The following is a 24,025-nucleotide window of genomic DNA, read 5'->3' as shown; positions in this document are numbered from 1 at the left end:
GGAGAATGTTTTTATTTCTCCTCAAAAATGCTGTTCCAAATGACATTATAAACATCAGTGGCTGCGATTTCATTCGGTTGATTTTGACTGCTTATCAAAACAGGATAAAATTCTTTACCAATATCAAGCGTTCCATGTGAGCCTTTGATAAGAGTGGCGTCCAAAGGAATTACATCCATTCGATATCTAAATCCGAGAAGTTTTCGAGCTAATTTATAGGCTGCACGTAATTTTATAAAAGGATTGGCAGGATTCATAAACATTTCCACAGGGTCATAGCCAGGTTTGTTATGAATATCCACACTGCGAGCAAAATCAGGAGCTAATTTATCGTCATTCCAATAATAATAGGTAAACCAACTATCTGCTTTTGCCATCACAACCAAATCTCCTGCCCTGTCATGATTGATATGATTTTCTTGCTTTTCTGCTTCATCCATTACCACAGCAACACCATCAATTTTTTCTAAAATACTTTTTATACGTGCTTTTTCTGCCAAATCATTGATATAAACGTGAGCGATTTGATGATCGGCAGCGGCAAAGGCTTTCGATGCTCCGCAATCAAGTAATTCATGACCGCTTTCGACTCTGACAGAAAGTAAACCATTTTCTCTTAGAATTCTGTTAATATGAATCGGACGACTCACATTATTAATGCCATATTCAGAAAGCAAAATAATGTTGGCACTTTTTTGCTCGTAATAATTCACTATTTCTTCCACTAAAGCATCAATTTCAAGCAAATCTTTCCTGATTTTGCTAAAATCAACACCAAATTTTTGTAAACAATAATCTAAATGGGGTAAATAAATAAGCGTGAGTGTAGGGTCATTTTCTTTATCAACTTCTAAAGCAGCATCGGCAATCCATTTAGAACAATCAATGCTTGTATTAGGTCCCCAAAATTTGAATAAGGGAAAAGTACCAAATTTTGCTTGTAATTTCTCTCTCAAATCAGCAGGAAAAGTATAACAATCAGGCATTTTCACACCATCTGAATGATACTGTGGTCGAGGAGTAGCTGAAAAATCAACCGAAGAATACATATTATACCACCAAAACATTTTGGAACTTGTAAATTTTGGATTCTTTCGCTTTGCAGCTTCCCAAATTTTTTCTGCATGAACCAACTTGTTCGATTGCTTCCAAAATTTCATTTCACATGCTTCACGATCGTACCAACCGTTGCCCACAATGCCATGCACATCAGGATTTTTTCCTGTAATATAACAACTTTGAGCGGTAGTCGTTACGGCTGGAAAGGCAGGTTTGATATGGGTAAGGCGATTTTTGGCAATATATTTTTGCAGGAAAGGCGTAAATTCACCAATCACACTTGTGCTAAGACCTACGATATCAATAACTACTGTTTTCTTCATTTTTTGAGTTTTGGAAAAAGTTAACCACAGAGTTTTATGAGTTTAGCACGGAGTTACACAGAGCTAAAAACTCTCTGCTAAACTTTGTTTAAGTCAGCGGTTAAAAAATTATAAAAGCCCTTTTACCCAATTAATCTCACGAATAATTGAATCATTTAAAGGAACTTGAAACTCATGCGGCAATACGCCCCAAGTATATGTCTCTATTTCGAGATGATTGGTAAATGGTTTTTGTTTATGAACATTGATTGTATCAACAATATCTGATTGTGTCGAACCTAATAAACCATATTGTTCTAAAAAGAGAGGTACGTGAAAATGCACTCGCCACGAACTGATATTCGAATCAAATCCATCAATGGCTTCGGTCAAATCTTGGAATTTTTGAAAACTTCCATCTTTTCTCTGAGCTACCACTTGGTGTAAATACGTTGGTTCGTTGTATTGAGCAATCACTTTGAGTTTCTCTTCGGCATCGCTTGAAAAATCGACTTTCAAAGCCGAACTGATTTGTATTTTTCCAACTTTAAGTTCTTCTCTTTCCAAGCTATCAATGACATCTTGTGGAGCTTCAAAACCGACAGCAAAATGACAAACATCATAGCATAATTGAATATGCGTTTTGATTGCTTCGATGGCTTTTTCTCTTGAAAAACCTTTGTTTTTCAGTTGTTCAATTCCCATTGGAATCAAGAAATTCTTGTACCATTCAATAAACTCTTGTGAATTTTCTAAAATTCCATCAGGCTCAGGCTCGATGTCAAGATGAAGTGTTTTACCAGTTTTTTCCTTTAAATCAATTAAAGATTCTACTACTAAAAGAATGTTTTTTGTGGCAATTTTAGTAGTGTCTTCTAATAATTCAGGAGTTTCCCACCAAAAACGATAGGAAAGAGGAGAAGTTGAAATACCGCCTTCTTCTAAATTTTCGGGAAGTAATTTCGCTAATAAACCAAAAATTCTGATGGTATAATCTGTTCGTTCGGTAGTTGTCCAGTCAGGAGCATGAACTTGGTCTTTCACCACCACATTATGAAAATTTCCATAAGGAAAACCATTCATCGTAAATACATAACAATTGTTGGTGTCAAGCCAATTTTTGAATTCCTCAAAATTAGATTTTTCCGATAAATCAATGCTTGCTTGATTAGCCAATCTTAGGCCAATTCCCATAGTTTCCTGCGGACATACTGCGGCTTTTATTTCAGGAATACTGCTTTTTAAAACCGAAAAATGTTCCTTCCAATCTTGTCCAGGATGAATATTACTACAATAGGTGAGATGTCCGAATACAGTTTTCATAATTTCTAAATCGTTTTTTCAAGTTCGTCAACGGCAAGTTTCATGATTTCAAAATCAACCTCGTGGATTTCTTTTCCTTTGCCTAATTGTTCTAAAATGGTGATGGTCAATTGTCCACCCAAATGCTCTCTAAACTCATTCAAACCTTCCCAAAGATTCAACTTGTCATTTTCGCCAAGTGATGGGTGGTAAAGTGTAAATCCTAAATTTTTGAGCAGAGAAATGATTCTATTAACATCCGCTTGCGAAATAAGTCCAATAAGTTGTGAATAAATAGAATCAAGGGCTATACCGATTGCTACCGCTTCGCCATGACGAATCTCAAAATTGGTCAAATATTCTAATTTATGAGCAGCCCAATGTCCAAAATCTAAAGGTCGAGCAGAGCCCATTTCAAAAGGGTCACCACTTGAAATATGGTTGGTATGCAATGCTGCCGAACGAAAAATTTGTTCATTCATCACCTTCATATCTCGTGAAGTCATTGCCTCAGCATTGGCTTCCAACCATTCAAAAAAAGGTAAATCTTTTATCAAAGCTACTTTTACTGCTTCTGAAATACCCGAACGCCAATCTCGGTCAGAGAGTGATGTTAGAAAATTTGAATCATTGAAAACAGCTACTGGGGGAGAAAAAGTACCTAAAAAATTCTTTTTTCCTAAGAAATTCACTCCGTTCTTTACTCCCACACCAGAGTCATTTTGCGAAAGGACGGTTGTTGGAATTCTGATGTGTTTTACACCCCGATGAGCAATGCATGAAGCATAACCTACCATATCTAAAAAAGCTCCGCCACCAATCGCCGCTACGAAAGAATGTCGGTCAATACCGTATTTATTGATTGCTAAAAGTGTTTGATCTAAGTAAGAATTGTCATTTTTCACAAGTTCGCCACCGGGCATCACTAAGATTTCATCAACCAAAGTAATGACTGTATTATTATTAAAATACCCTTTGATTGATGCGATCAGCGAAGGATGGTTTTCTGCAACACCTGCGTCGATTAAAAATAGTATTTTCTTTTGAAAGCGGGTATCACCAAAATTGCTCAAAAAAACATTAAACTCTTGATTATCAGTCGAAAAAAGGTCTTTTGTAAAAACTATATTGAATGAATAAGGTACTTGAAAGGCTTGTTGAATAATGTTCATTTTAAGGGTTGAATCAAGAAAATAGATAATATTGTTTTTGAAAAGCTAAGTTACTGCAAAAATCTTTGCTATTTTTATTGAAATGGGTAGTAAAATTAAAACTCCGATTGCCAAATTAATATTGCCTGAAACGCTTACCCAAGCAGCGTCCATGACTATGAGCGATAGTACACCAGCTTTTACCGCTTTTCCGATATTTGGGCCAATTGGGTTTGATATCGCATTAATTAATGGTTTAAAAATCAAGAAAATATGTAAAGCAACAAATGCTGCTGTGACCAATAAATGATTAAGTTGAAAAGCAATCAATAACTGGCAAGTACTGACGATAACGTAGAGCAATGCTGCAAAATAAAGCGTATTTTTATTGCCGCCATGTACTTCGCCTCGACTAATCATCGTAATCGCTGCAATATAGCAAACAGGTAAAATTCCTAACCACCACCATTGCGGAATACTATTTTCGATGATACTCATTCCCAAAATCAAATTCCCTCCTCGACAAAGACCCATATTGATTGGGCCAAAAAAAGAATGATATTTACCAAATTTGTCGTAAACTAAAGCACAAATGGCTATAAATAAGGCAATTGCACTACTAAATAGGCTATTACTCATTGCCGAAAATACCCCTAAAGTTAACAGCAAAATACCAAAAATGATTGCATTTTTTTTACTAATTTTTCCACTCGGAATTACTCTTTCGGGGCGTTCAATTTTGTCTAATTCTAAGTCAAAAATGTCATTGAAAACAATTCCACCACCATATAATCCTATGGTAGAAATACATAAAAAAACGACTTTTGTTGGATTGATGTCTTCTATCGAAAAAGAAAAGGTTGCAATGGCAACTCCTGCCAAAATATCAGCAATAGCCGTAATAATATTGGCAGGTCTGGTTAGTTGTAAGTATGCTTTTAGGTTCAATGCTTTATTCAATTGTTGTAATGATTGAAAAGTATCACTTAATTAATAAAAATCGAATTTTTATCAACTCTTGGAATTTGTCCGCCACGTAAAACAGTATTTCCGTTGAACTTCAAACTTTGGTCAATCACTACTGGTGTTTCAAAGTCAGCCACATTTATTTGTCCACTTTGAGCAAAAGCATCAATAGCATTTTGATAAGTTACCAATTTAATATCTGCGTCAGAAATACCTTTAATTTTCATCAAAGCAGCAGTTTTTGGAACTGCCAGTGGATCACTAATTCCCCAATCGGCTGCTGAATTTACCATTATTCTTTCCGAACCGTATTTTTTTACGATTTCTACCATACGTTCGTTGCCCATTTTTGTAAATGGATATATCGTAAATGCTGCCCAGAAGCCTTTTTCAAGCACACTTTCTACTGTTTCTTCATTATTATGATCAATAATTACCATACTGGGGTCGATTCCGTGTTCTAAAGCAATCGACATACTCAATTCGGTTCCTTTCTTTTTATCACGATGAGGCGTATGAACTTGCACAGGTAAACCTGCTTCTTTCGATAATTCGAGCTGCAAACGATAATACTTTTCTTCGGCAGCAGTTTGATCATCAAAACCAATTTCCCCTACACCAACTACTCCTTCTTTATAAAGAAATAAAGGTAAAATTTCCATCACTTGCTCTGCCAATGCTTCATTGTTTGCTTCTCGTGAATTTAAGCCAATGGTACAATAATGCTTAATTCCAAATTGTGATGAACGAAAGCGTTCCCAACCAACTAAACTACTGAAATAGTCTTTGAAAGAAGCCAAACCCGTGCGAGGCTGACCCAACCAGAAAGCAGGTTCTATGATTGCCACCACACCTGCGTCAATTAAAGCGGTATAATCGTCGGTTGTTCGAGAGGTCATGTGAATATGTGGGTCAAAGAATTTCATATCTTTGATGTAGTCAGTATAGTTTGCCTGTACTGTCTTTGACAATTCGAGTTCTTCGGCCGTACCTTCAAAATGTGAAGGATTTTGTGATATTTCTGTATGTTTTTGACACATTGTCTTAATGCGATTTCGATTCGGTGTTAAATTTTTTTCTAAGCCTCAAGCATTTGCCAGCTAAAGGCTTTACTATTCAATTCGTGATATTTTTTAAGTTCTTCTTTGGCTGGAAGAAAATCAGTTTCACTGCAAACCAAAACTGCGGCAATTGAGTCATTTGGTTTTTGAGATACAAATAAGGTACAAATATCTTTAAAAATCGTTTCATTCATAAATCTACTAACCAAACGCCATGCCTGAGCGGGTATTGTTCGACCTGCTGCCCAACGCTCATGGGCAAGGTAAGAAATCGAATTTGCCAATTCTTGGTTAGCTCGCACATTCAAGCCTTGAATACGGTGAATAGGTTTATCATTAAAGATACATTTCAAAACTAATTGATTCCATGCCAATTCAGAGAAATTTTGCATAGGATAGGGGTTTTGAAATGCAATGGCATCGAAAACCAAACCAATATTTGATCTCACCGCATCGGTTGCTCGTAAAAGCCAATAGTCAGGATAAGCAAAAAATGGAAGTGCGGAAATTAAGGCAACTGCTTCGTTATTTTCGGCAGTTTCAAAGAGTGTATCAAGCGTTTTGGTATAAATATCTTTATCAGTACTATCTAAGAGTGATAATAAATAAACCCTTACTAATCTATCTAAAGACCAGTTGTTGATAGAAACATCATTGATGATATCGGTCGATTGAATAGGTGTTTTGCTAACAAATCTTGGTGTGGCAACAAATGCCGTTTGCAGTGATTGCAAATTTCCATTGACTTTACTTTCTATCCAACTGATTTCTTTTGGTGACGAAAAATCTTTTATTTGTTCGAATAATTGTTCTGAAAAACTCATGTGTTTACTTTGGTGAATTATCGATTATATGTAAAAATTTATAAATAATCGTAAATATTTAACAATGATTTCACTCATGCTATGAGATAAATCACTTTCCAATGCAGAAAGTAATTAGTCCTGACTATCAGTTAGTTATGGGTTTAAGGTACAAATAAGGTACAGAAGTTCCAAAAAACTGATTATAAATAAACTTGTCTGATTTAATTTAATACAAACTAATCTACAAAAATAACTATTGATGTTGAAACAATTTCTATTAATGTGTAAACAATTAGAAGATTTTAGTTTATACCTCAAAATTTTAATCTTTGGACAGTAAATTAAGTTATAATTATTGAATCATGTGTGGAAATTATAATACATGATAAAATGGTTACTTTTTTTTCAGTGGTTTTGATTAGAGGGTAAAACCGTCTCAAAAAAAAGTATAAAAAAATACAGCATAAACCCAATGTAGCACTACGGTAAAATATTGAAGTAAGAATGCAAGTATGGCTTCCCCTGAATGATAAAAATAATCTCTTCACTCATTTCTGTCTTTACCATATCTATTGCATACGCTTCATTTAGGAGGAGGTTTTTTATGGGAATCATGCACCTCGCCAAAAATGGACAATAAATCCTCTTTAACTCTCCTTTGGAGTTGACCACTAATAAAGAAAATGGGTCAATGATTATTCTTGGTTCTAATTTATCCTCCATCATCATAAAATTTAAAAGAGCTGATATTGCTACCAGCCCCTTGTACTTAATTCAAAAACCAACTATTTGTTTTACTCTCAATTGACTGTGCTAAATTTTCTACAAACTCAAAAGCATTTACACCTCGGTCAAGAAATGTATCTATGTAGCTTTGCTTATTTGCACCTGTAAATAGATTGTACACATTCCACAAGTTGATACTTCCATCATCTCTACGGCAGAAACTTTTATCTTGGTAATAATCTTTGGCAACCATTCCAATTTGAGTATCACCGAATGATAATGGCTGTATTTGCTTTTTCTCCATCAAAGGAAGATATTGGTATAACTTCGCCCTTCCTATCAAGGTAGCAAATTCATGCTCGGTCAGACTATAATGCAGCAGATTTTGTAAGGCAAAAAGTTGCTTCTCTGCTTTGTACGTTGCGACCAAATCGTAGATGCCTTTCATTAGTTGAGCAGTATTTTTTACCTTGAGGTCACCTGAATATCCATCAGTCCAAACACAGAGGTTACAACACACTTTATTTTGAAAGCCGATGAAAACTTTGAAATGTTCATCTGAACCTTTCCTATTGTAGAGGTTATCTAAACTATAACTTTTTACTCCGCCGATTGTCAACGATAACTCATTTCCATTGATGGTATCTTTAATGCTTGGAATTTCAATCACAAAAGCCATTCTTTCATAGTAAATGGTTTTCTCGTGTTCCAATAGGTCTTTTGCTGGTTTATCCTTTGCTTCTGGCGTTCTTCCTTTAATTGGGTGTGAAACTCTAATGCTTGGCTGTAATACTTGCTCACTCCGATACAACTGATGTACAATTTCCTGTGTACAACTGATAAAATCTTGATGTGAGATAACAGGCTCATTATCCTTTACATAGACAGGTATTAGATGTGTATCGGCTAACTCTTGTTGCCTAACCACAACTGTATTGGCTTGTATAAAAGGAATATCAGTTGAATCAAATACAGATTCAGGGAGAATTATGGGAGGTTTAGACACGACTTGTAGTTCCATTTTGACTATAATTTTGAGGGTTTAATGAATTTGCAATGGGTACTTGAAGGAGATATTTCTTTTGATTGAACTGATTCCGATACTTACTTTGAATCTCTTCTGTGGAGTTCATATACAGGTCTCTCAATTCATCAACGGTCTGACAAGCATCAATAAATGGCTGATAATCAGGTTCAATTACAATTCCTTTTTTACACCAATCAGAAATTTCTTTACCAGTTGCGGCACTGATTTTAAATTCAGTTTTTCCAACAAAGAGTTCGGTTCTATCCTTTGTCGCCGTAGCATTGTGCTTGATGTCAATTTCAAAGACAATAGTTAACTCATAATCAAGTCCATCACGTTGAATTGCTTTTAATCCAACTTTTTCTGGAACAAACTTTCCATTCTTTTCATTGAGTACATAATCTTGTTTAGCCCGTAGCGTGCAAATTACATGAGCATTGACCTGCAAAAGCGATTGTACAAATGAATGATGTCGAGGAGTAAACTTTGCCCAATTGGTGTAGGAATTTCCTGCCAACTGAGAATGTTGCTCTAAAACATAATCCCATTCCATGCTTATGCTGTCTATGATTATAACTTCCATTTGAGCCTTTTTACAAACTTCAATAGCCTCTTTGTACCTCTCTGGTGAAAAAGGTGGTTCAAGGCTTAGAACATTGTAAGCTCCAAGATGGCTGTACAATTCGGCTGAATGATTTTCAGTATCAATGATGGCTATTTTTGACCAGTCATTAGTCAAACCGTAAGCTAATAGCAAAGCTGAATACGTTTTGCCGCTGCCACTCGACCCTTGCAAACCAAGTTTGATTTTGACATTTTTTCTTTCTGCTTGTTGTAATCGCATGATTGAAATTGATTTAAGGTGAAATAAAAAAGGAGTAAAGCCAATAAGACTCTACTCCTCAAAATGTTTTTGATGGTTTGTTTAGGCAAATACTAGTTCTTGATTTTGCAATACGACAGCTTCCATAGAACCTTGTTCAGTAGGTGAATAATCATAGCGATGTTGTCTTGTAATAACTTCACCAGTCTCAGGAATTGTAAATTCGTAAGGCTCGCATTGTACTTTAGCAATTGAACCAACCATTGATTTACCAATCATTTTTTTGCATATTTCTTCGTTGAAGGTGGTAGAAATCCAGCATTTTCTGGCAGTAACATAATATCTGCCTGTGGCTTGGGAAATCACAAATTCTAAATCATCCGATTGCAGCTCAAGTGCAAAATAAGTTTTTTCTTCCTTTGAAGAACGTTGTTGATAATTGGTTACAGTTAACATAATTGATAAAATGTTTAAGTGAAAAATGGTTTTTGAACGATTGGTTGTGAGTCTCTTTTGTAGTTTAAGCTATATATTTATTCATAGCTTGCAGAAAAACAGAAATTAATCCTCATTGAAAATACCAATGATTGAATGAGTCTATTAATTTACCTGTCATTTTGCTTATACGGGCGGAGCCACACCTCTCCTTATGCAGGCAGGGGGCTAATGAATGAGACCTGTATTACTCTTATATGGATATTTAGATTTTTTGGAGAAGTATTTCTAACCTATGGGGGTATTGATATTAAAATTAGTTATGGGGGATATGTTTTGTAGATACTATAGGTAGGGGTATCTAAATAATTCAGAAGATGCTGTGGAAGAGGATTCTAATAGAAAGCTTAAATCTTTAATTTTGACTCTTTTTTGATGAAAAGTAGGCAGGTTTCTTTGAATTCATTACAGTTTTTCAAGTTACTGTACTTACCTTTTGCATCGTTCATAATACAATTTTTATGTTCACAATGGGGTAATCCTCTACCATGTGAAAATTCGTGGGTCAGTAATTTGACCACATTTTTATCTGTCATGCTTTTGATGGTTATAACAGACATATTACCCTTCAAATAGGATAAACCTTTGATTCTATAATTTTCAATACCATGAATGTCATGTAACAAATCAGTATTTACCAAGTAAATTTTATAGGTTTTAGCCTCATAGTTGGTACGCAGTATAATATGGTTAGCACGATTTGAATGATGTTCAAAATGCACAAATTTTATAGGATAGTTTGAGAAGTTGGCGAACCACTCTTTTTTGTAGAAATCATCATAATAAACTGTAATCCTCTCCGGTTTACTGGTAGAAAAAGCATCGTTAAGGTTTAGGATTGCCCAAATGACGTAATAATAGTAGAATATCATAGAATTGATAGGTTTGTTTCTTAACGGTTAGAATAGGCATAATATTAAAAAATTGTGGCAGATGTATTTTTACATATTTTTTTTGTGAGTTTCTAGTGTTTTTAATAGAAAAATTATGAAGACGTATTAATTCGGTGTGGTCGTTTATTTAATAATATAGGGACTCAACTACGCCAATGACCATATACAGGCAATGTTTTGGTTGGGTGGGTATGAGCTTAATTATAAGTTATTAGGATAATCACCAAACTACAATTTGTATTATTCTCAGACATACGCAGAACTGTTTAATAGGATACATTCATATAATTATATTACCGAATAATAAACATGTTAAAATTAAAAGTGTTGATTCATTTTTAATTTGTACTATTGCTGATAATATTTAATGCTGATATGTTAACTATTTGATTAAAAATATAAAAAGTGCCACACATAAAGTACAATATATTGTCGAAATAGTCCTAATTAATACAGAACATACGACAAAACTTTCGTATATTTAGGAGTTAGGCGAAATGAAGTCTTTTTTGCCTCAAAAACCTTCGCCTAACACGTATTGCCGCAATAAACAGCGTTGCTAACTACTGCGGCAATACAATCATTATGCGTCATTGTAGAACAAACCATCAAACTACATAGGACACAAAAAAGAATTTAACTTGATTAAACTTAAACAACTACTGACTGACCTCAAAAGAACTAATTTACAACATGAAATTTTTGGACGAAGACTATTTTAATAAATTAATTAAAAAAAGCAAAATAAAACTTGAACAACAATTCTATTTTTCAATATTTCAATCCTCTAATTTTAATATTGTAAACACATTTATTATACATTCAGTATTACAATCTGAACGGAGTATTCTTCAAATTACAACACCCCATAATAGCAAATTTCCACTTTATTTCATTCCTACAATCCTACCAACCTTACTTCACTGTATTGACAAAAATATAAAAGCTGAAATAAATTTAAACGTAAACGATATAGTTATCAATAAAAACGATGGTCGAATTTCGACTATTAAAAAGATTGAAAACGAACAAATTTTTATACTTCCTTTGGGTACAACAAAAAGGGTTATATTGAAAAATATAAATGATTATATTCTATTGTCATCGAAATACTCTGATAAATTAGAAGAAGTAAGATTCAATCAAACGAGGGTACAAAAATTTGAAAACAGAATGTTTCAACTTTATAAGCAATTTGAAGCCATTCTTACTCAAATTTCAATTAAAGACAACTGTTTACCATTAAAACAGCCAACAAAAACTATAATCGTAGCTTCAAAAAATGATATTTTAAATAAAATACCCGACTATATCCCATTTATTTATATGAATAAAAGCGGTCAGATTTACCCAGATTCTCCATTTGACCCAATACTAATTGTGGTTAATGATTTTGGAACTATCAAAGACCATTTTATTTCTCATGATATACCGATTGATACAATTATTTTCATCGGAGATAATAAATATCTGCAATCCATTTCTGCAATATCAAAAAGCTATCGACAAAAGAAATTTAACTATTGCATTTTTATTGGAACACAGGATATGGAATCAGATGAAAACTTTGAGGTATTAAAATGGAAATGGACACTACCTGAACTGAAATTATTTGAAAATAATAATTACCAAAATATAGAATTAGAAACCATTTTGCATTCAGATTTAAGTCTGGAAATTGCAAATTTCACGACATTTGTTACTCAAAAAGAATTTCAATATAATAACCTTATAAACTTAAAGTCGCTTTTAAAATATATTCGTAAAATTTACCCAATTACTGCATTTAATAACGAAAATCGTATTCGAGCAAGAGCAAACGAAATATTATCGGCTTTTGAAAAGGAAGCAGAAGAAGTGTTTCAAGATGAATATTACAACATTGAAATCCCCTATAAAGATGATTTTGAAAAGCTAAGAAATATATATAAGAAAATAATTATTCTAATAAAGACGACTAACCAAAAGGCTAATTATTTCAAAAACAATGAAGCCTTTGATTTTATTGTAGTTCCAAGGTCAATTAAATCTGATTGTGAAAGAGAGATTCAAAAATGTATGCAGTTAGAAGATAAACAGCAAGGAATAAAGGTAAATAACCTGCAAAATCTTTCTCATTTATTTAATCAGCCTAAGTCTGAACAACCATATTCAGGTTTGAAACAAACAAAAGTAATAACATTAAAAGAATATACAAATAGAGAAGCGGATGATAAAAAGTATTTATTTTTGTCCTTATTTGGCAATGGAATTTATCCTGATGTGTTACTTCAAAAGATACTTTTTAGCAACCTTCAAACAAAAATATTATGTTATAACGAGGAAGCAAAATCTCTTAATTATTATCTTCATAATTTTAAAAAGAGAGATGAGATTGACCTTCGTTCAATTCAAAGAGAAAAAATTTGTGGTTTACATTATCCAGAAACGCAACAAATAAATATTGAAAACATCGACGACTGGATTAAATATTTAATTGATACTGAAAACTTCAACTTTTCAAAGAGAGAAGAAATATTTTACGAGATTACATTTGAGGAAGAAACGAAAAAAATAAAGGAAAGAGAATCTAAAAATGTTTATGTTGAAGGTTACGAAGAGTATCATAAAGAGGTAAATCAGCTAATAAAAGGCGATAAAGTGCGTATTTATCAAAACCCTGACAAAGAAACTTTACATGATATTATAAAAATAACAGATGAAAAAGAGCTTTTTTCAAGAGTTGATTACTATTCTTTACTTTGGAAAAACTCTTTGCGAGAATATTTTACTTCAAAAGGATTTGGGTATCTTATTGACAACCTTTACGATGAAGTAAAACTTAATGGGCTAACTGTTGACAAAAATAGATTAGAAAATTGGCTAAAATTAGATAATAAAACTAAATTTCCGATGAAAAAATTGGATTTAGTTGCAATTATTAAAACTGTAAACAATATTGAACTGAATCAAAATATAAAAGATATTTTAGCTATAAAAACAGAGTATTCAGGCAGGATTATAAAGGCAGGTGTTGAATTGAGTGAGGAAATAAACACCTATATATTAACTAATGAAAAAGGTAAAATGCTTGATTGGCTTGGTGATAATCAAATTAAAGAAATTATTCAAGTTGGAGCCCCAATGAGAACTATTAAGAGTATTAAAATTTTGGAAGAAATTATAGACTAATTATGCAAAGAGATATATTTCAAAACCGTATTTATAAAGGATTAATTGGACCTGGTTCTGATAGTTTTGGTTTGCTCGAAAATGAAGAAATCATTTCAGATTATCCATTACAACGCTATTATTCAGCGATAATTTTTCCAGAGAAAACCTTATGCGATACCTTAGAAATTGAAGATGATAACCAAGTAAGAGAAGAAACAGAAGAAGCAAATAATTCAATAGCAGATGATAATAATTTGGATGTTCAAAACAATGGAGATATTGAACCACCAAAAGAACACCATACAAGTGCAGACGAAAATAAAGTTAGTCAAAATCATTTTAATCCAAATAATCTTGGTTTAACATTCTGCATTGACAAATCTATTGAAACCATTGAAGTTGAATTTAGTGGAGGATTTTACTATACACCTGAAAATCAAATAGATATTAAAATCAAAATATCGGAAAATGAATATTATACTTTTGTAGATGATAATGCACGATTTCCATTTAAAGATATTTTAAAATTTGAAGATGGATATTTATCGCTTATAAGGGAATTAAAAGGTGATAAAGGGGGTAGGAATACACCAAGAAGTGGTGAGTTTTTACAATTTGACGACTACAAAAAAACTGAAAGTTTTAAAGAAAGACCAATAAAGGAAAATATTTCAATTTTCGCCAAATTAATTGGTAGAATTTGGAAAAGAAAAAGCTTTGAATATTCAACAATTATTAAAATAATTGATACAGAATCACCTATCGAATTACCTATTTTAGATAAATCACATAAGGATTTGAAACTTGGTTATAATATTAAAACATATTTTGCAAAAGGAAATAAATACGTTAAAATTCAATTAGTAAATTTATCTGCCAAACAATCTTCAAAAAGGTTTACGACAAAAACACCTGAATTGAATTCCAAATGCTTATTTCAAGTTGGTATCAGTATAAAATCCAACAAATTACTTCCTTATAAATCTAATGAAGAATTAAATCCATTTGACATTGAAGCTGAGGAATTGAACTTCCTTTATAAAGATGTTAAAAGTTATGGTATTGGTCATAATTGTTCAGTAAAATGGAATGAAGAATTAAATTTATTACAGACAACCTTTGCACCAGAATATAACGTAAAGGAAACAAAAAACGATTTTACTGAAATAGATTTTGAAAATCCAAAAGATTTTCAACTACTTGATAAATCGCTTAATATTAAGAATCTATCCTTATTCAGCGGCATAAGTAAAGAAGAAGTAATAAAACAATTATATGGTTTTGTTGAATTGTACGGAAATTGGATTGGTGGACAAAAATTAAAAAATGAAGCAAATTCTGAAAATGGGAAACAAATTGGTAATAGAATTATTGCAAGACTGGATAGCAATTACAACCGTTTAAAATCAAATATTAAATGTTTAGAAAATGATACCGTTTTTCGTGCTTTTCAATTTGCAAATACTGCAATGCTTATTCAAATCATAATTTCCAATGATAACGACTTTACTAAAAAAGAAAAAGATATTTCAGAAATAAACTCATCAATACCTTATGATAGTTTAGTTTTTTTTCAAAATTATGATTACAAAAAGCTTGATAGCAAAGGCTTAACTGAAAAAACACCAAAATATAGACCATTTCAGTTAGCTTTTCTTTTGTTAAGCATAAGAGGTATTACAGAAACCCAATCAGAAGATAGAAAAGAAATCGTAGATTTAATTTGGTTTCCAACAGGTGGCGGGAAGACCGAAGCATATTTAGCTGTTACTGCATTTACAATTGTTTGGAGGCGAATGATGAACGATGAAAACGCTTCAAAAGGTGTTTCAGTTATTATGCGTTATACTTTAAGATTATTAACAGCACAACAATTTGAAAGAGCTTCAAAGTTAATTGCTTCATTAGAATTTTTGAGAAAAAACTACACCTCTGAACTCAAAAATGAGCCTATCAGCATTGGCTTATGGGTGGGTAATCAATTAACTCCGGGAAAACTTTCAGACGCAGAAAAAATTGTTGATGAAATAGAAAGTGAATGTAGAAAACAAAATGGTAAACCTGAAAATAAAAATACATTTCAAATTTCGGCTTGCCCTTGGTGTGGTACAAAACTCATTTCCGAAGGTGATTATGGTTTTGATGCAGACAGCAGGAAATTTAAAATGAGATGCTTAAATAAAAAATGTTCGTGCCATAAGGAAATTCCAGTTCAAGTTGTGGATGAAATGCTATTTCAACACCCACCCACTCTTTTATTTGCAACTGTTGATAAGTTTGCTCAAATAGCATGGAAAGGAGAAGCCCACAGATTTTTTAATAGTTTAGATGATGATAAACTTCCTCCTGATTTAATTATTCAAGATGAATTACACTTATTAAGTGGTCCATTAGGTTCAATCGTTGGAATATTTGAAAGTGCAGTTGAAAAACTTTGTACAAAAGAAGTTAAAAATTTGACTCCCAAAATTATAGCTTCCACAGCAACAACAAGAAATACAAAACAGCAAATTGAACAACTATATGGAGGAAGAAAAGTAAATATTTTCCCTCCATCGGGCATTGGATATAACGATAGTTTTTTTGCAAAAGAAGCTAAGGAAATAAGCAAAAGAAAATATGTTGGTTTTATGCCCGTTGGCAAAACAGCTATTGATACACAATTACAACTTTTAGCTCATTTGTTGGAAGCCCGAATTGAAAATGGCGAACCGCTTGATGATTATTGGACGGTTGTTTCTTATTATAATTCTTTAAAAGATGTAGGTAAAATTAGAAACAAAGTAGGTGATGAAATTATTGTAAATACGGCAACTTTGCAGACAAGATTATTTGGAAGAAACAATCAATTTATATATAATCATATTGGTTTAGAGGACAGAACAGAAGAACTTACTGCAAGAATAGAAAGTAGCAAAATTAAAGCGGTATTAAAACAGTTAGAAAATAAATTTGAATTAGAAAATAGAGATAGTAAAAAAGGAACAAAATATAAAGCCGTAAATTCAAATTCGATTGATTTAGTGCTTGCAACCAATATGTTTTCGGTTGGAATTGACATTGGCAGACTAAATTTGATGCTCGTTAATGGAATGCCAAAAAATATTGCGGAATATATTCAGGCTTCCAGCCGTGTTGGTAGAAAAGTTGAAGGTTTGGTAATTACATTTTTAGACCCAAACAGAGCAAGAGATAAATCATATTTTGAACATTATATCCCTTTCCATCAGGCATTTTACAAAGGAATTGAGCCACTAAGTGTAACACCTTTTACAGAGAACACAATAGATAAAATGCTTACAACATTAATGGTAACATTTGTAAGGCATAAAATACCAGGTCTTAATCAAAATAATGACGCACAATATTTTCAAAAGGAACATATTAATGAATTGAAATCATTTTTGAAAAAACGATTTGAAAATTATACCAATGAATATACTTTTTTTGAAAATAGAATTGATTTTTTAGCAAATGATTGGATTGAAAGAGTACAAAATATTGGTCTTAAAAAATATGACGAATTAATGAAGCGACCTACCCAAGTGGGCGTATCTGATGTTGATGATTGGATTGTGATGCAATCAATGCGAGAAGTAGATGCTGACACATTTATTCAGATTAAAGAATCATTTCAATATATCCCTAATAACTAAAAATTATGGCAAAATATATTCAATCACAAACAAGAAAAATGTTAAGTGCCTATGGCGGAGTAGGTTCTATTTTAGAAACGTCAAAAGGTGCATTGATAGTTGAAGAATTTGACAAATGGAAATATTTTTTCGATAATTCAAGAATTTTTGACCAAGATGAATACATAATTGAAGATAATCGTTTGTTGAAACGGCTTCAAGTGCATTTTAAAAGTCTTCAAAAGTTTGTTCGAGTGCCGACTAATATTGCAAATCCATATATTCCAAATGATAGTATTCCATTAGAAACAAAGAGAGTTGCCAGTGCTAAATACTTTCCTGAATGGATGTATTGCCCTAATTGTGAACGATTTAAAAATATTCGTGATTGGTGGAAAAACTGGCATCAAACTTTAGAAAAATTCAAAGAAAATGATGCAGGAATAAAATTCATTAAACCAAAATGTTATCATTGTTTTGAAAAAGCCAAAACAGAAAATAGAAAGAAAAAATATTTTGAATTAGAACAAGTTCGTTTTATAATGACATCACCCAATGGAGGAATTAGAGATATACCTTGGGAATTCTGGAATATTGCCGAGAAAAATGTTAAAGAAGAGGATGCAGACGGTGGAAATATTAAAATAGATTACACCGAAAAATGCTGTGAAAAACAAGATTTAAGATACTTGCGTTCAGAAACATTTGCCGACTTAGCAGGCATTAGGGTTAAATGTGCAAGTGCTGATTGTAAAACAAAAGGTAGAGAAGTTACCCTTGCAGGTTTATTTGGTTTGCGAATTAATAAAGACAAAACGAAGCAATTCAAACCAGTAATAAGAACAAGTAATAGTGTTTATTACCCGCTTTGCATTAATAGCATATATCTACCAAAGAAAATTCAAGAAATTAAGCAAGAAGAAAAAGTTACAATTAGAAATTTGCTATCAAGTGGTGTCAGTAAAGAAATAATTTATACAGCTTTCAGTAAATACGAAAAACAAACTTTAGACGAATTTATAGACGAAAAAATAGAAGAGGCTTTTGAAGCTGAAATACAATACCGATTAAAAGAATTTAACTTTATTTTGGAAAATCCAAACTATATTGATGAGCTACAAAATAGTCTAACGTATGAAAATCAAGAAACTGAAACACTTTCTGAATTAGGAATATCCACACTTATTAAGGTGAAACGTTTAAAGCTAACAACTGTACAAACGGCATTTACAAGGCAAGAACCGTTTGACAAAGATTTATTTATTGCTGAAGGCGACACACAATCTAACATAAAAGTTAAATATACATCATCACAAGCAATTAATACTCCGCACTTGTTAGCAACAGAAAGTTTCGGAGAAGGAATTTTCATTAACCTTGATAAAGACAAAATTGAAGCATGGTTTCATAAATATTATGGTGAAAGTAATAAATTCAAATCAAGAATAGACAAAATTTCAGAACGAATTATAACATCTGAAATATTACAGAATGATAAATTTAGCAATCCTAAACATTTAGCTAAATTCATATTAATTCATACACTTTCTCACTTGATAATTAAAGAGTTAGAGTTTTTATGTGGTTATGCTTCAACTTCATTAAATGAAAGACTTTTCGTAGATAGTGATAATATGCAAGGTGTTTTACTTTATACAGTTGCAGGGGCAGAAGGTAGTTATGGAGGAATTATTACACAATCAAATCCATCATCATTTGAAAAGATTTTAAATTCAGCACTATTCCGAAGTCAAGACTGTGCTTCTGACCCAGTTTGTTATCATTCGGACGGACAAGGAATTGGAGGAACAAATTTAGCTTCGTGTTATTCTTGTTCGCTTTTACCCGAAACTTCATGTGAAGAATTTAATAGTTTTTTAGACAGAGCATTACTCATTGACCCAGAATTTGGATTTTTCAATAAACCCTTTTAATAAAAAAACTGAGAACAACAGTAAACAAAAGTACCGTGCCAGACAAAACAACGACGCACAACATAGGTAACTGTTGCACAACTACTTTCTAAATACCAAATTCTCAAAAATTCTAAAATATTGACCCCATAAATGCATAATGATTTCAAACTAAAATTTGTGGGTATCTTAGAATAGAAATATATGAAAACCATACCCAACCAACCCAAACCCCATATATAGCCATTGTTTTGGTTGGGTTACAAAACCTCTTACTTCATACTCAATGAAGCCATGATTCCTCTGAAACTTTCTAAGCCTGCTTCTAAGTTTTCTATAATATCCTCGGCGATAATATCTGGGTCAGGGAGGTTATCAAGGTCAGCTAATGACTTGTCTTTGAGCCAAGAAATATCCAAGCTGGTTTTGTCTCTTGCTATAATTTTCTCATAAGTAAACTTCCGCCATCTACCTTCTGGATTAGTTTCGGCGTTAAATGTTTCTTTTCGTTTGAATCTGTTTGATGGATTATAACACGCCACAAAGTCTTTCAAAACTTCAAGGTTTAATGGATTTTTCTTGAGTGTATGATGAATGTTGGTGCGGTAGTCGTACACCCAAACTTCTTTTGTCCAAGGGTCTTTGCTGGCAGGTTTATTATCAAAAAATACAACATTTGCCTTTACTCCGTGGGCATAGAAAATACCCGTTGGCAATCTAAGAATAGTATGTAAATCTGTTGTTTCAAGCAGTTTTTTACGAATGGTTTCACCCACTCCACCTTCAAACAAAACATTATCGGGCAACACTACTGCTGCCATGCCTGTGGTTTTGAGCATAGTACGAATATGCTGCACAAAATTCAATTGCTTGTTACTGGTTGTTGCCCAAAAGTCCTGACGATTATAGGTTAAATCATCTCTCTCCTGTTCTCCATCATCATTAGTGAATGTTTGGCTACTCTTTTTACCAAATGGTGGATTGGCTAAAATATAGTCATAAGTTGTCGGCGAAGCTGCAATAAGAGCATCAGCAGGTGAAATAAAATTATCGCTGTCAATATCACCAATATTATGAAGAAATAAGTTCATTAAAGCCAATCGCCTTGTTCCTGCTACGATTTCATTTCCGAAAAAGGTGGAGTGTTTCAGAAAAATGTTTTGGTCTTTATCTAATTTATTATTGGCTACCAAAAAATCATAGGCTGCCAAAAAGAAACCACCCGTGCCACAAGCTGGGTCAGCGATGGTTTTCATTGGCTGAGGCTGAATACATTCTACCATTGCCCGAATCAATGGACGTGGTGTAAAGTATTGACCTGCACCACTTTTTACATCTTGTGCATTCTGCTCCAACAGCTTTTCATAAATATCACCTTTTACGTCGGCACCCATTACCAACCATTGTTCACTATCAATCATATCAATGATTTTGGCAAGCATGGCAGGGTCTTGAATTTTGTTTTGACTTTTGGTGAAAATCTGTCCTAAAATACCTTTTTGGGTGCTTAATTCTCTTAAAAGTGTTGCATAGTGCAGTTCTAAAGCTGCTCCTTTGATGGAGGTCAAACTTTCCCAGTTATACTCCGTTGGTATGTTTAGTTGACGATTATGTGGTGGCTTGCTATATTCGTCAGCCATTTTCAAAAACAACAAATAGGTAAGTTGCTCCAAATAATCTCCATAACTTACACCTACATCCCGTAAAGGATTGCAGAAACTCCATACTTTACTTACTATACTTGATGTGTTTTGTGTCATATTATTATACCTTCTTTTCTAATTTTGATTTCATATACTCAGTTAATTCATAACCAAGTTTAGGGCCTCTATTCTTAACTAATTTGTTTATTTTTTGTATATCTCTTCTTATTGTAACCGCCTCTACACCAAATGCTTTTGCTAAATCATTAGAATTAATACCTGTTTCAACTGCAAGTCGTTTAATAATAGATACCATTCTAATTTTTATTGTATTACTTACTGTATCATTTACTGTATCATTTACTGTATCATTTATTATATCATTTGTACTATCAGTAGCTTCTCCACCCTCATTTGTTTCGTCAATTAGTGTTTTTTGTACAGTTGCATCAAAAGGAATAATTGTTTTGAAAACTTCACCTTCAATAAATTGTACTTTCCCTGCTTTGGAGTATGATTTGATGAGGCGATTGACATTTATTACACCAGAACCTAACTCATCACCTCTCCCAAGTTGAATGAAAAATTTGGCAATGGAAGGATTTTTAGTGAATGGAGCAAAATTATTAGGGTCAATAACTCCATCGCCATGTGGGTTATTGGCATTTATGGCTTCAATTCTGTCGGCATAAATTGTGAAAGAACAAGGCTGAGCATTGACATATTCTCTATGGACAATAAGATTGGCAACGATTTCTCTGAAAATCTTATTACGCAAACTTACTCGTTGGTCATCTTCCATATAAAATTTATCGGGCAAGTGCTTAGCTACAAATGCCATCAGTTGCTCATAGGCATCAATCAGATTGGTTTGGATATACTCACGGTCGTCGTAGCGATAAATATCTTGAATTCTGACCAAAGCATCAATTTTGTACTGTGGCAAAATCTGCTGAATGACTGTATCTTTACCAAGCAACAATGCCGCCGCCAAAGTATAACCTTCTTTTCCACTTAGAAAATCTTGTCTCCATAAACCTGCTGTTTCGAGCAACTGTTTATCGCTTAATGTGAGCCAAGGATGGTTGTAATTTTGACTACGAATTAAGTTCCTAATTTTAGGAAATAAGGCTTCATTAAAATCTTCAAAACGCAAGGCTGGATAGATGATTCCCTCAGTAAAATAGTTGTTTTTGCGGTTGTATATCTGAGCGATTTGATTGGCTTGTGTTACCTTAAAATCACCATCATGGCTACGGTCATAGACAATATTGACTGTTTTATGGATTTGTGAACTCGACGGAACTTGGATATGAATAAGCCATTGTCCATCTATTTCGTAGGTTTCTGGAAATAGGATAAATGGTGGGTCGAGTTTTTGAGGATTATTTGATAAATTGACCAAATCTTTAGTCATACTATCTATTTGGGTTTGTTCAATGCCCGTAATGCTACCATTATCATTTGCTCCCAAGATAACATCTCCACCCTCACGATTGAGCATGGCACAGATGGTTTCAAACAAACTTTTGGGCAAAGCAGTTTTAGCCTCCTTGAATTCAAGACGGATATTTTCTTTTTCTTTCAGTAAACGTTGCACTCTTTCGATACTCATACTTTTAAAAAAATCGGTAAGCGTCAAATAATTAATTCCACCATACATCCCAAAGAATGTCACCTAAATTTCCTTCAATTACTTGAAAAGCCTACCGAATTATTTTTCATATTATCTTATGATTTTATCCAGAATTATTACAGTCTATACCTTAACATTGTACAAATCCCAAACTTCTCCCTTTTTTGGTGCTTCTTTCATTTGTGCCATAACAATTTCAACGCCATTAGACCTTAAATTTATCATACCATATTTTATTTCATCAGTCTTGACATTTGATGAACGAGCCAATTCTGTTGAAAATACCAAAGGACGTTTTGAGCGTGAATACTTACCCGCACAGCCAATGGCATCTGCACGTGGATGAGAATAGGACTCATTATCTCCCGATGATATTACAGTAGCCAGTGGATTGACGTGTGCCATAAATTCAGTTGTAAATTCGGAAGCACCGTGATGACACGATTTTGCTACATCAACTTCAAAGGGGCTATTTCCACCATAATGTGCTATTAAATGCTCTTCTGCTGGGATATTTAAATCACCTCCAAAAAGAAATGAGTTGTTCCCAAATTTTAGTTTCAAAACAATACTATGTCCATTAATAGTATGAGCTTCATCACCGAAATATTTATAAACACGACCTTCTGAGATTTGTGATGGTACAGGTGCTAAAACATCTATTGCAAACGTTTTGCCATTAATTTGTCTTGAAGGAATAGAAGAACTAAAATCCAAGCGACCAAAATTTTGCAAACGCCCCTGATTGTTTGCATTATTTACGGCTGACAAAAACTTTTCCAATAAATCTAACATTCCACCTTTTTCTTTGAGAGCATTAAACTCTGCTAATGTATCAAATTGGGTTGTTAGATAGTATTTTGTACCAACTTTTACTTTATTACCTAATTCTGTTTCATATTCGTCTTTAGGAAATGATGCCTTATCAGAGTTGAACTTTGCAATTCCTGCATGATAAATAGTACCAAAAGTATAGTGAGGGTCATTGATAATATCTATCAAACCATTATAGTGGTCTTTATCAAAATGACTTATAAAGACATAATCAAAATGTACTTTTATATCATTATTTAGATAATATCTGTATTGCCATTTATTGAGGTATCTACCTAAATTATCTGATGGACCGCCATCAATCAAAATTTTCATTCCATTTACGTCATTACCAACTTCTATCAATGCTGCATCTCCTTGACCCACATCTACAAAGAAACACTTGAAGTCGGGCGAATCACCGAGGCTGTTTTTGTCTATCCAACCTTCAATACTAAATGCTTGTACCTTCTGCCAATTCCCATTTTCTTCGTTGAGCATTTTTACATACGACCCCATCAAGATAGTATTGTTTTTTGATTTACCCTTGCCATTTTCATCAATTCTTCCGAAAGTTTCGGCGTAAAGGCTGGTTACAACTTTGTAAGTATCTGCCATAAT

16 protein-coding genes are annotated in these 24,025 nt (G+C 33.1%); 3 read left to right on the top strand and 13 right to left on the bottom strand.

All coding sequences use genetic code 11. The annotated features are described in order from the left end of the window. Positions 1-11: 11 nt before the first annotated feature. From ACQUQZ_RS16730 to ACQUQZ_RS16685, 10 genes are all read right to left on the bottom strand, one after another. Positions 12-1,382, bottom strand: a complete 1,371-nt coding sequence (locus tag ACQUQZ_RS16730) for an alkaline phosphatase family protein (RefSeq protein WP_435356168.1) — start codon at positions 1,380-1,382, stop codon at positions 12-14. A 108-nt stretch (positions 1,383-1,490) separates the two neighbouring features. Next, positions 1,491-2,684 (bottom strand): metabolite traffic protein EboE, encoded by a 1,194-nt coding sequence (gene eboE / locus ACQUQZ_RS16725; protein ID WP_435356167.1) that lies wholly within the window; start codon positions 2,682-2,684, stop codon positions 1,491-1,493. Positions 2,685-2,689: 5 nt separating this feature from the next. Next, on the bottom strand, positions 2,690-3,835 hold the full coding sequence (locus tag ACQUQZ_RS16720; protein ID WP_435356166.1) for a 3-dehydroquinate synthase: 1,146 nt from the start codon (positions 3,833-3,835) through the stop codon (positions 2,690-2,692). Positions 3,836-3,880: 45 nt separating this feature from the next. Then, the gene (eboC, locus tag ACQUQZ_RS16715; protein WP_435356165.1) at positions 3,881-4,774 is read right to left on the bottom strand and encodes a UbiA-like protein EboC; all 894 of its coding nucleotides are present in this window, start codon (positions 4,772-4,774) and stop codon (positions 3,881-3,883) included. 26 nt (positions 4,775-4,800) lie between these two features. Beyond that, positions 4,801-5,820 (bottom strand): TatD family hydrolase, encoded by a 1,020-nt coding sequence (locus ACQUQZ_RS16710; RefSeq protein ID WP_435356164.1) that lies wholly within the window; start codon positions 5,818-5,820, stop codon positions 4,801-4,803. Positions 5,821-5,858: 38 nt separating this feature from the next. Further along, positions 5,859-6,665: an EboA domain-containing protein gene (locus tag ACQUQZ_RS16705; RefSeq protein WP_435356163.1), complete on the bottom strand. Its 807-nt coding sequence runs from the start codon at positions 6,663-6,665 to the stop codon at positions 5,859-5,861. Positions 6,666-7,416: 751 nt separating this feature from the next. Continuing rightward, entirely contained in the window at positions 7,417-8,394 is a 978-nt protein-coding gene (locus ACQUQZ_RS16700) for a DUF3871 family protein (protein ID WP_435356162.1), read from the bottom strand. Continuing rightward, entirely contained in the window at positions 8,372-9,244 is an 873-nt protein-coding gene (locus tag ACQUQZ_RS16695; RefSeq protein ID WP_435356161.1) for an AAA family ATPase, read from the bottom strand. The genes ACQUQZ_RS16700 and ACQUQZ_RS16695 overlap by 23 nt, the downstream gene beginning before the upstream one ends. Positions 9,245-9,325: 81 nt before the next feature. After that, positions 9,326-9,679, bottom strand: a complete 354-nt coding sequence (locus tag ACQUQZ_RS16690; protein WP_435356160.1) for a hypothetical protein — start codon at positions 9,677-9,679, stop codon at positions 9,326-9,328. 386 nt (positions 9,680-10,065) lie between these two features. Beyond that, entirely contained in the window at positions 10,066-10,590 is a 525-nt protein-coding gene (locus ACQUQZ_RS16685) for a hypothetical protein (RefSeq protein ID WP_435356159.1), read from the bottom strand. 714 nt (positions 10,591-11,304) lie between these two features. Here ACQUQZ_RS16685 and ACQUQZ_RS16680 point away from each other — a divergent pair. Genes ACQUQZ_RS16680 through drmB form a run of 3 tightly spaced genes read left to right on the top strand, consistent with a single transcriptional unit; the run spans position 11,305 to position 19,333 of the window. Next, a complete protein-coding gene (locus ACQUQZ_RS16680; RefSeq protein ID WP_435356158.1) occupies positions 11,305-13,782 on the top strand; it encodes a hypothetical protein in 2,478 nt (825 codons plus the stop codon). Positions 13,783-13,784: 2 nt separating this feature from the next. Next, positions 13,785-17,420 carry a helicase-related protein gene (locus ACQUQZ_RS16675; protein WP_435356157.1) on the top strand — a complete coding sequence of 1,212 codons (3,636 nt, stop codon included), beginning with the start codon at positions 13,785-13,787 and terminating at the stop codon, positions 17,418-17,420. A gap of 5 nt (positions 17,421-17,425) precedes the next feature. Continuing rightward, the gene (gene drmB / locus ACQUQZ_RS16670; RefSeq protein WP_435356156.1) at positions 17,426-19,333 is read left to right on the top strand and encodes a DrmB family protein; all 1,908 of its coding nucleotides are present in this window, start codon (positions 17,426-17,428) and stop codon (positions 19,331-19,333) included. Positions 19,334-19,584: 251 nt separating this feature from the next. Here the strand turns inward: drmB and ACQUQZ_RS16665 are convergent, their stop codons facing one another. The 3 genes from ACQUQZ_RS16665 to ACQUQZ_RS16655 all read right to left on the bottom strand — a co-directional run bounded on the left by ACQUQZ_RS16665 (position 19,585) and on the right by ACQUQZ_RS16655 (position 24,022). Next, positions 19,585-21,072, bottom strand: a complete 1,488-nt coding sequence (locus tag ACQUQZ_RS16665) for an N-6 DNA methylase (RefSeq protein ID WP_435356155.1) — start codon at positions 21,070-21,072, stop codon at positions 19,585-19,587. A 4-nt stretch (positions 21,073-21,076) separates the two neighbouring features. Continuing rightward, on the bottom strand, positions 21,077-22,570 hold the full coding sequence (locus ACQUQZ_RS16660; RefSeq protein ID WP_435356154.1) for an RNA-binding domain-containing protein: 1,494 nt from the start codon (positions 22,568-22,570) through the stop codon (positions 21,077-21,079). A gap of 144 nt (positions 22,571-22,714) precedes the next feature. Next, the gene (locus tag ACQUQZ_RS16655) at positions 22,715-24,022 is read right to left on the bottom strand and encodes a hypothetical protein (protein ID WP_435356153.1); all 1,308 of its coding nucleotides are present in this window, start codon (positions 24,020-24,022) and stop codon (positions 22,715-22,717) included. Positions 24,023-24,025: the final 3 nt, after the last annotated feature.

Source organism: Emticicia sp. SJ17W-69, from assembly GCF_051209875.1.
In the GTDB taxonomy this organism is placed as follows: domain Bacteria; phylum Bacteroidota; class Bacteroidia; order Cytophagales; family Spirosomataceae; genus Emticicia.
This window is presented reverse-complemented; position numbering and strand designations above follow the sequence as displayed.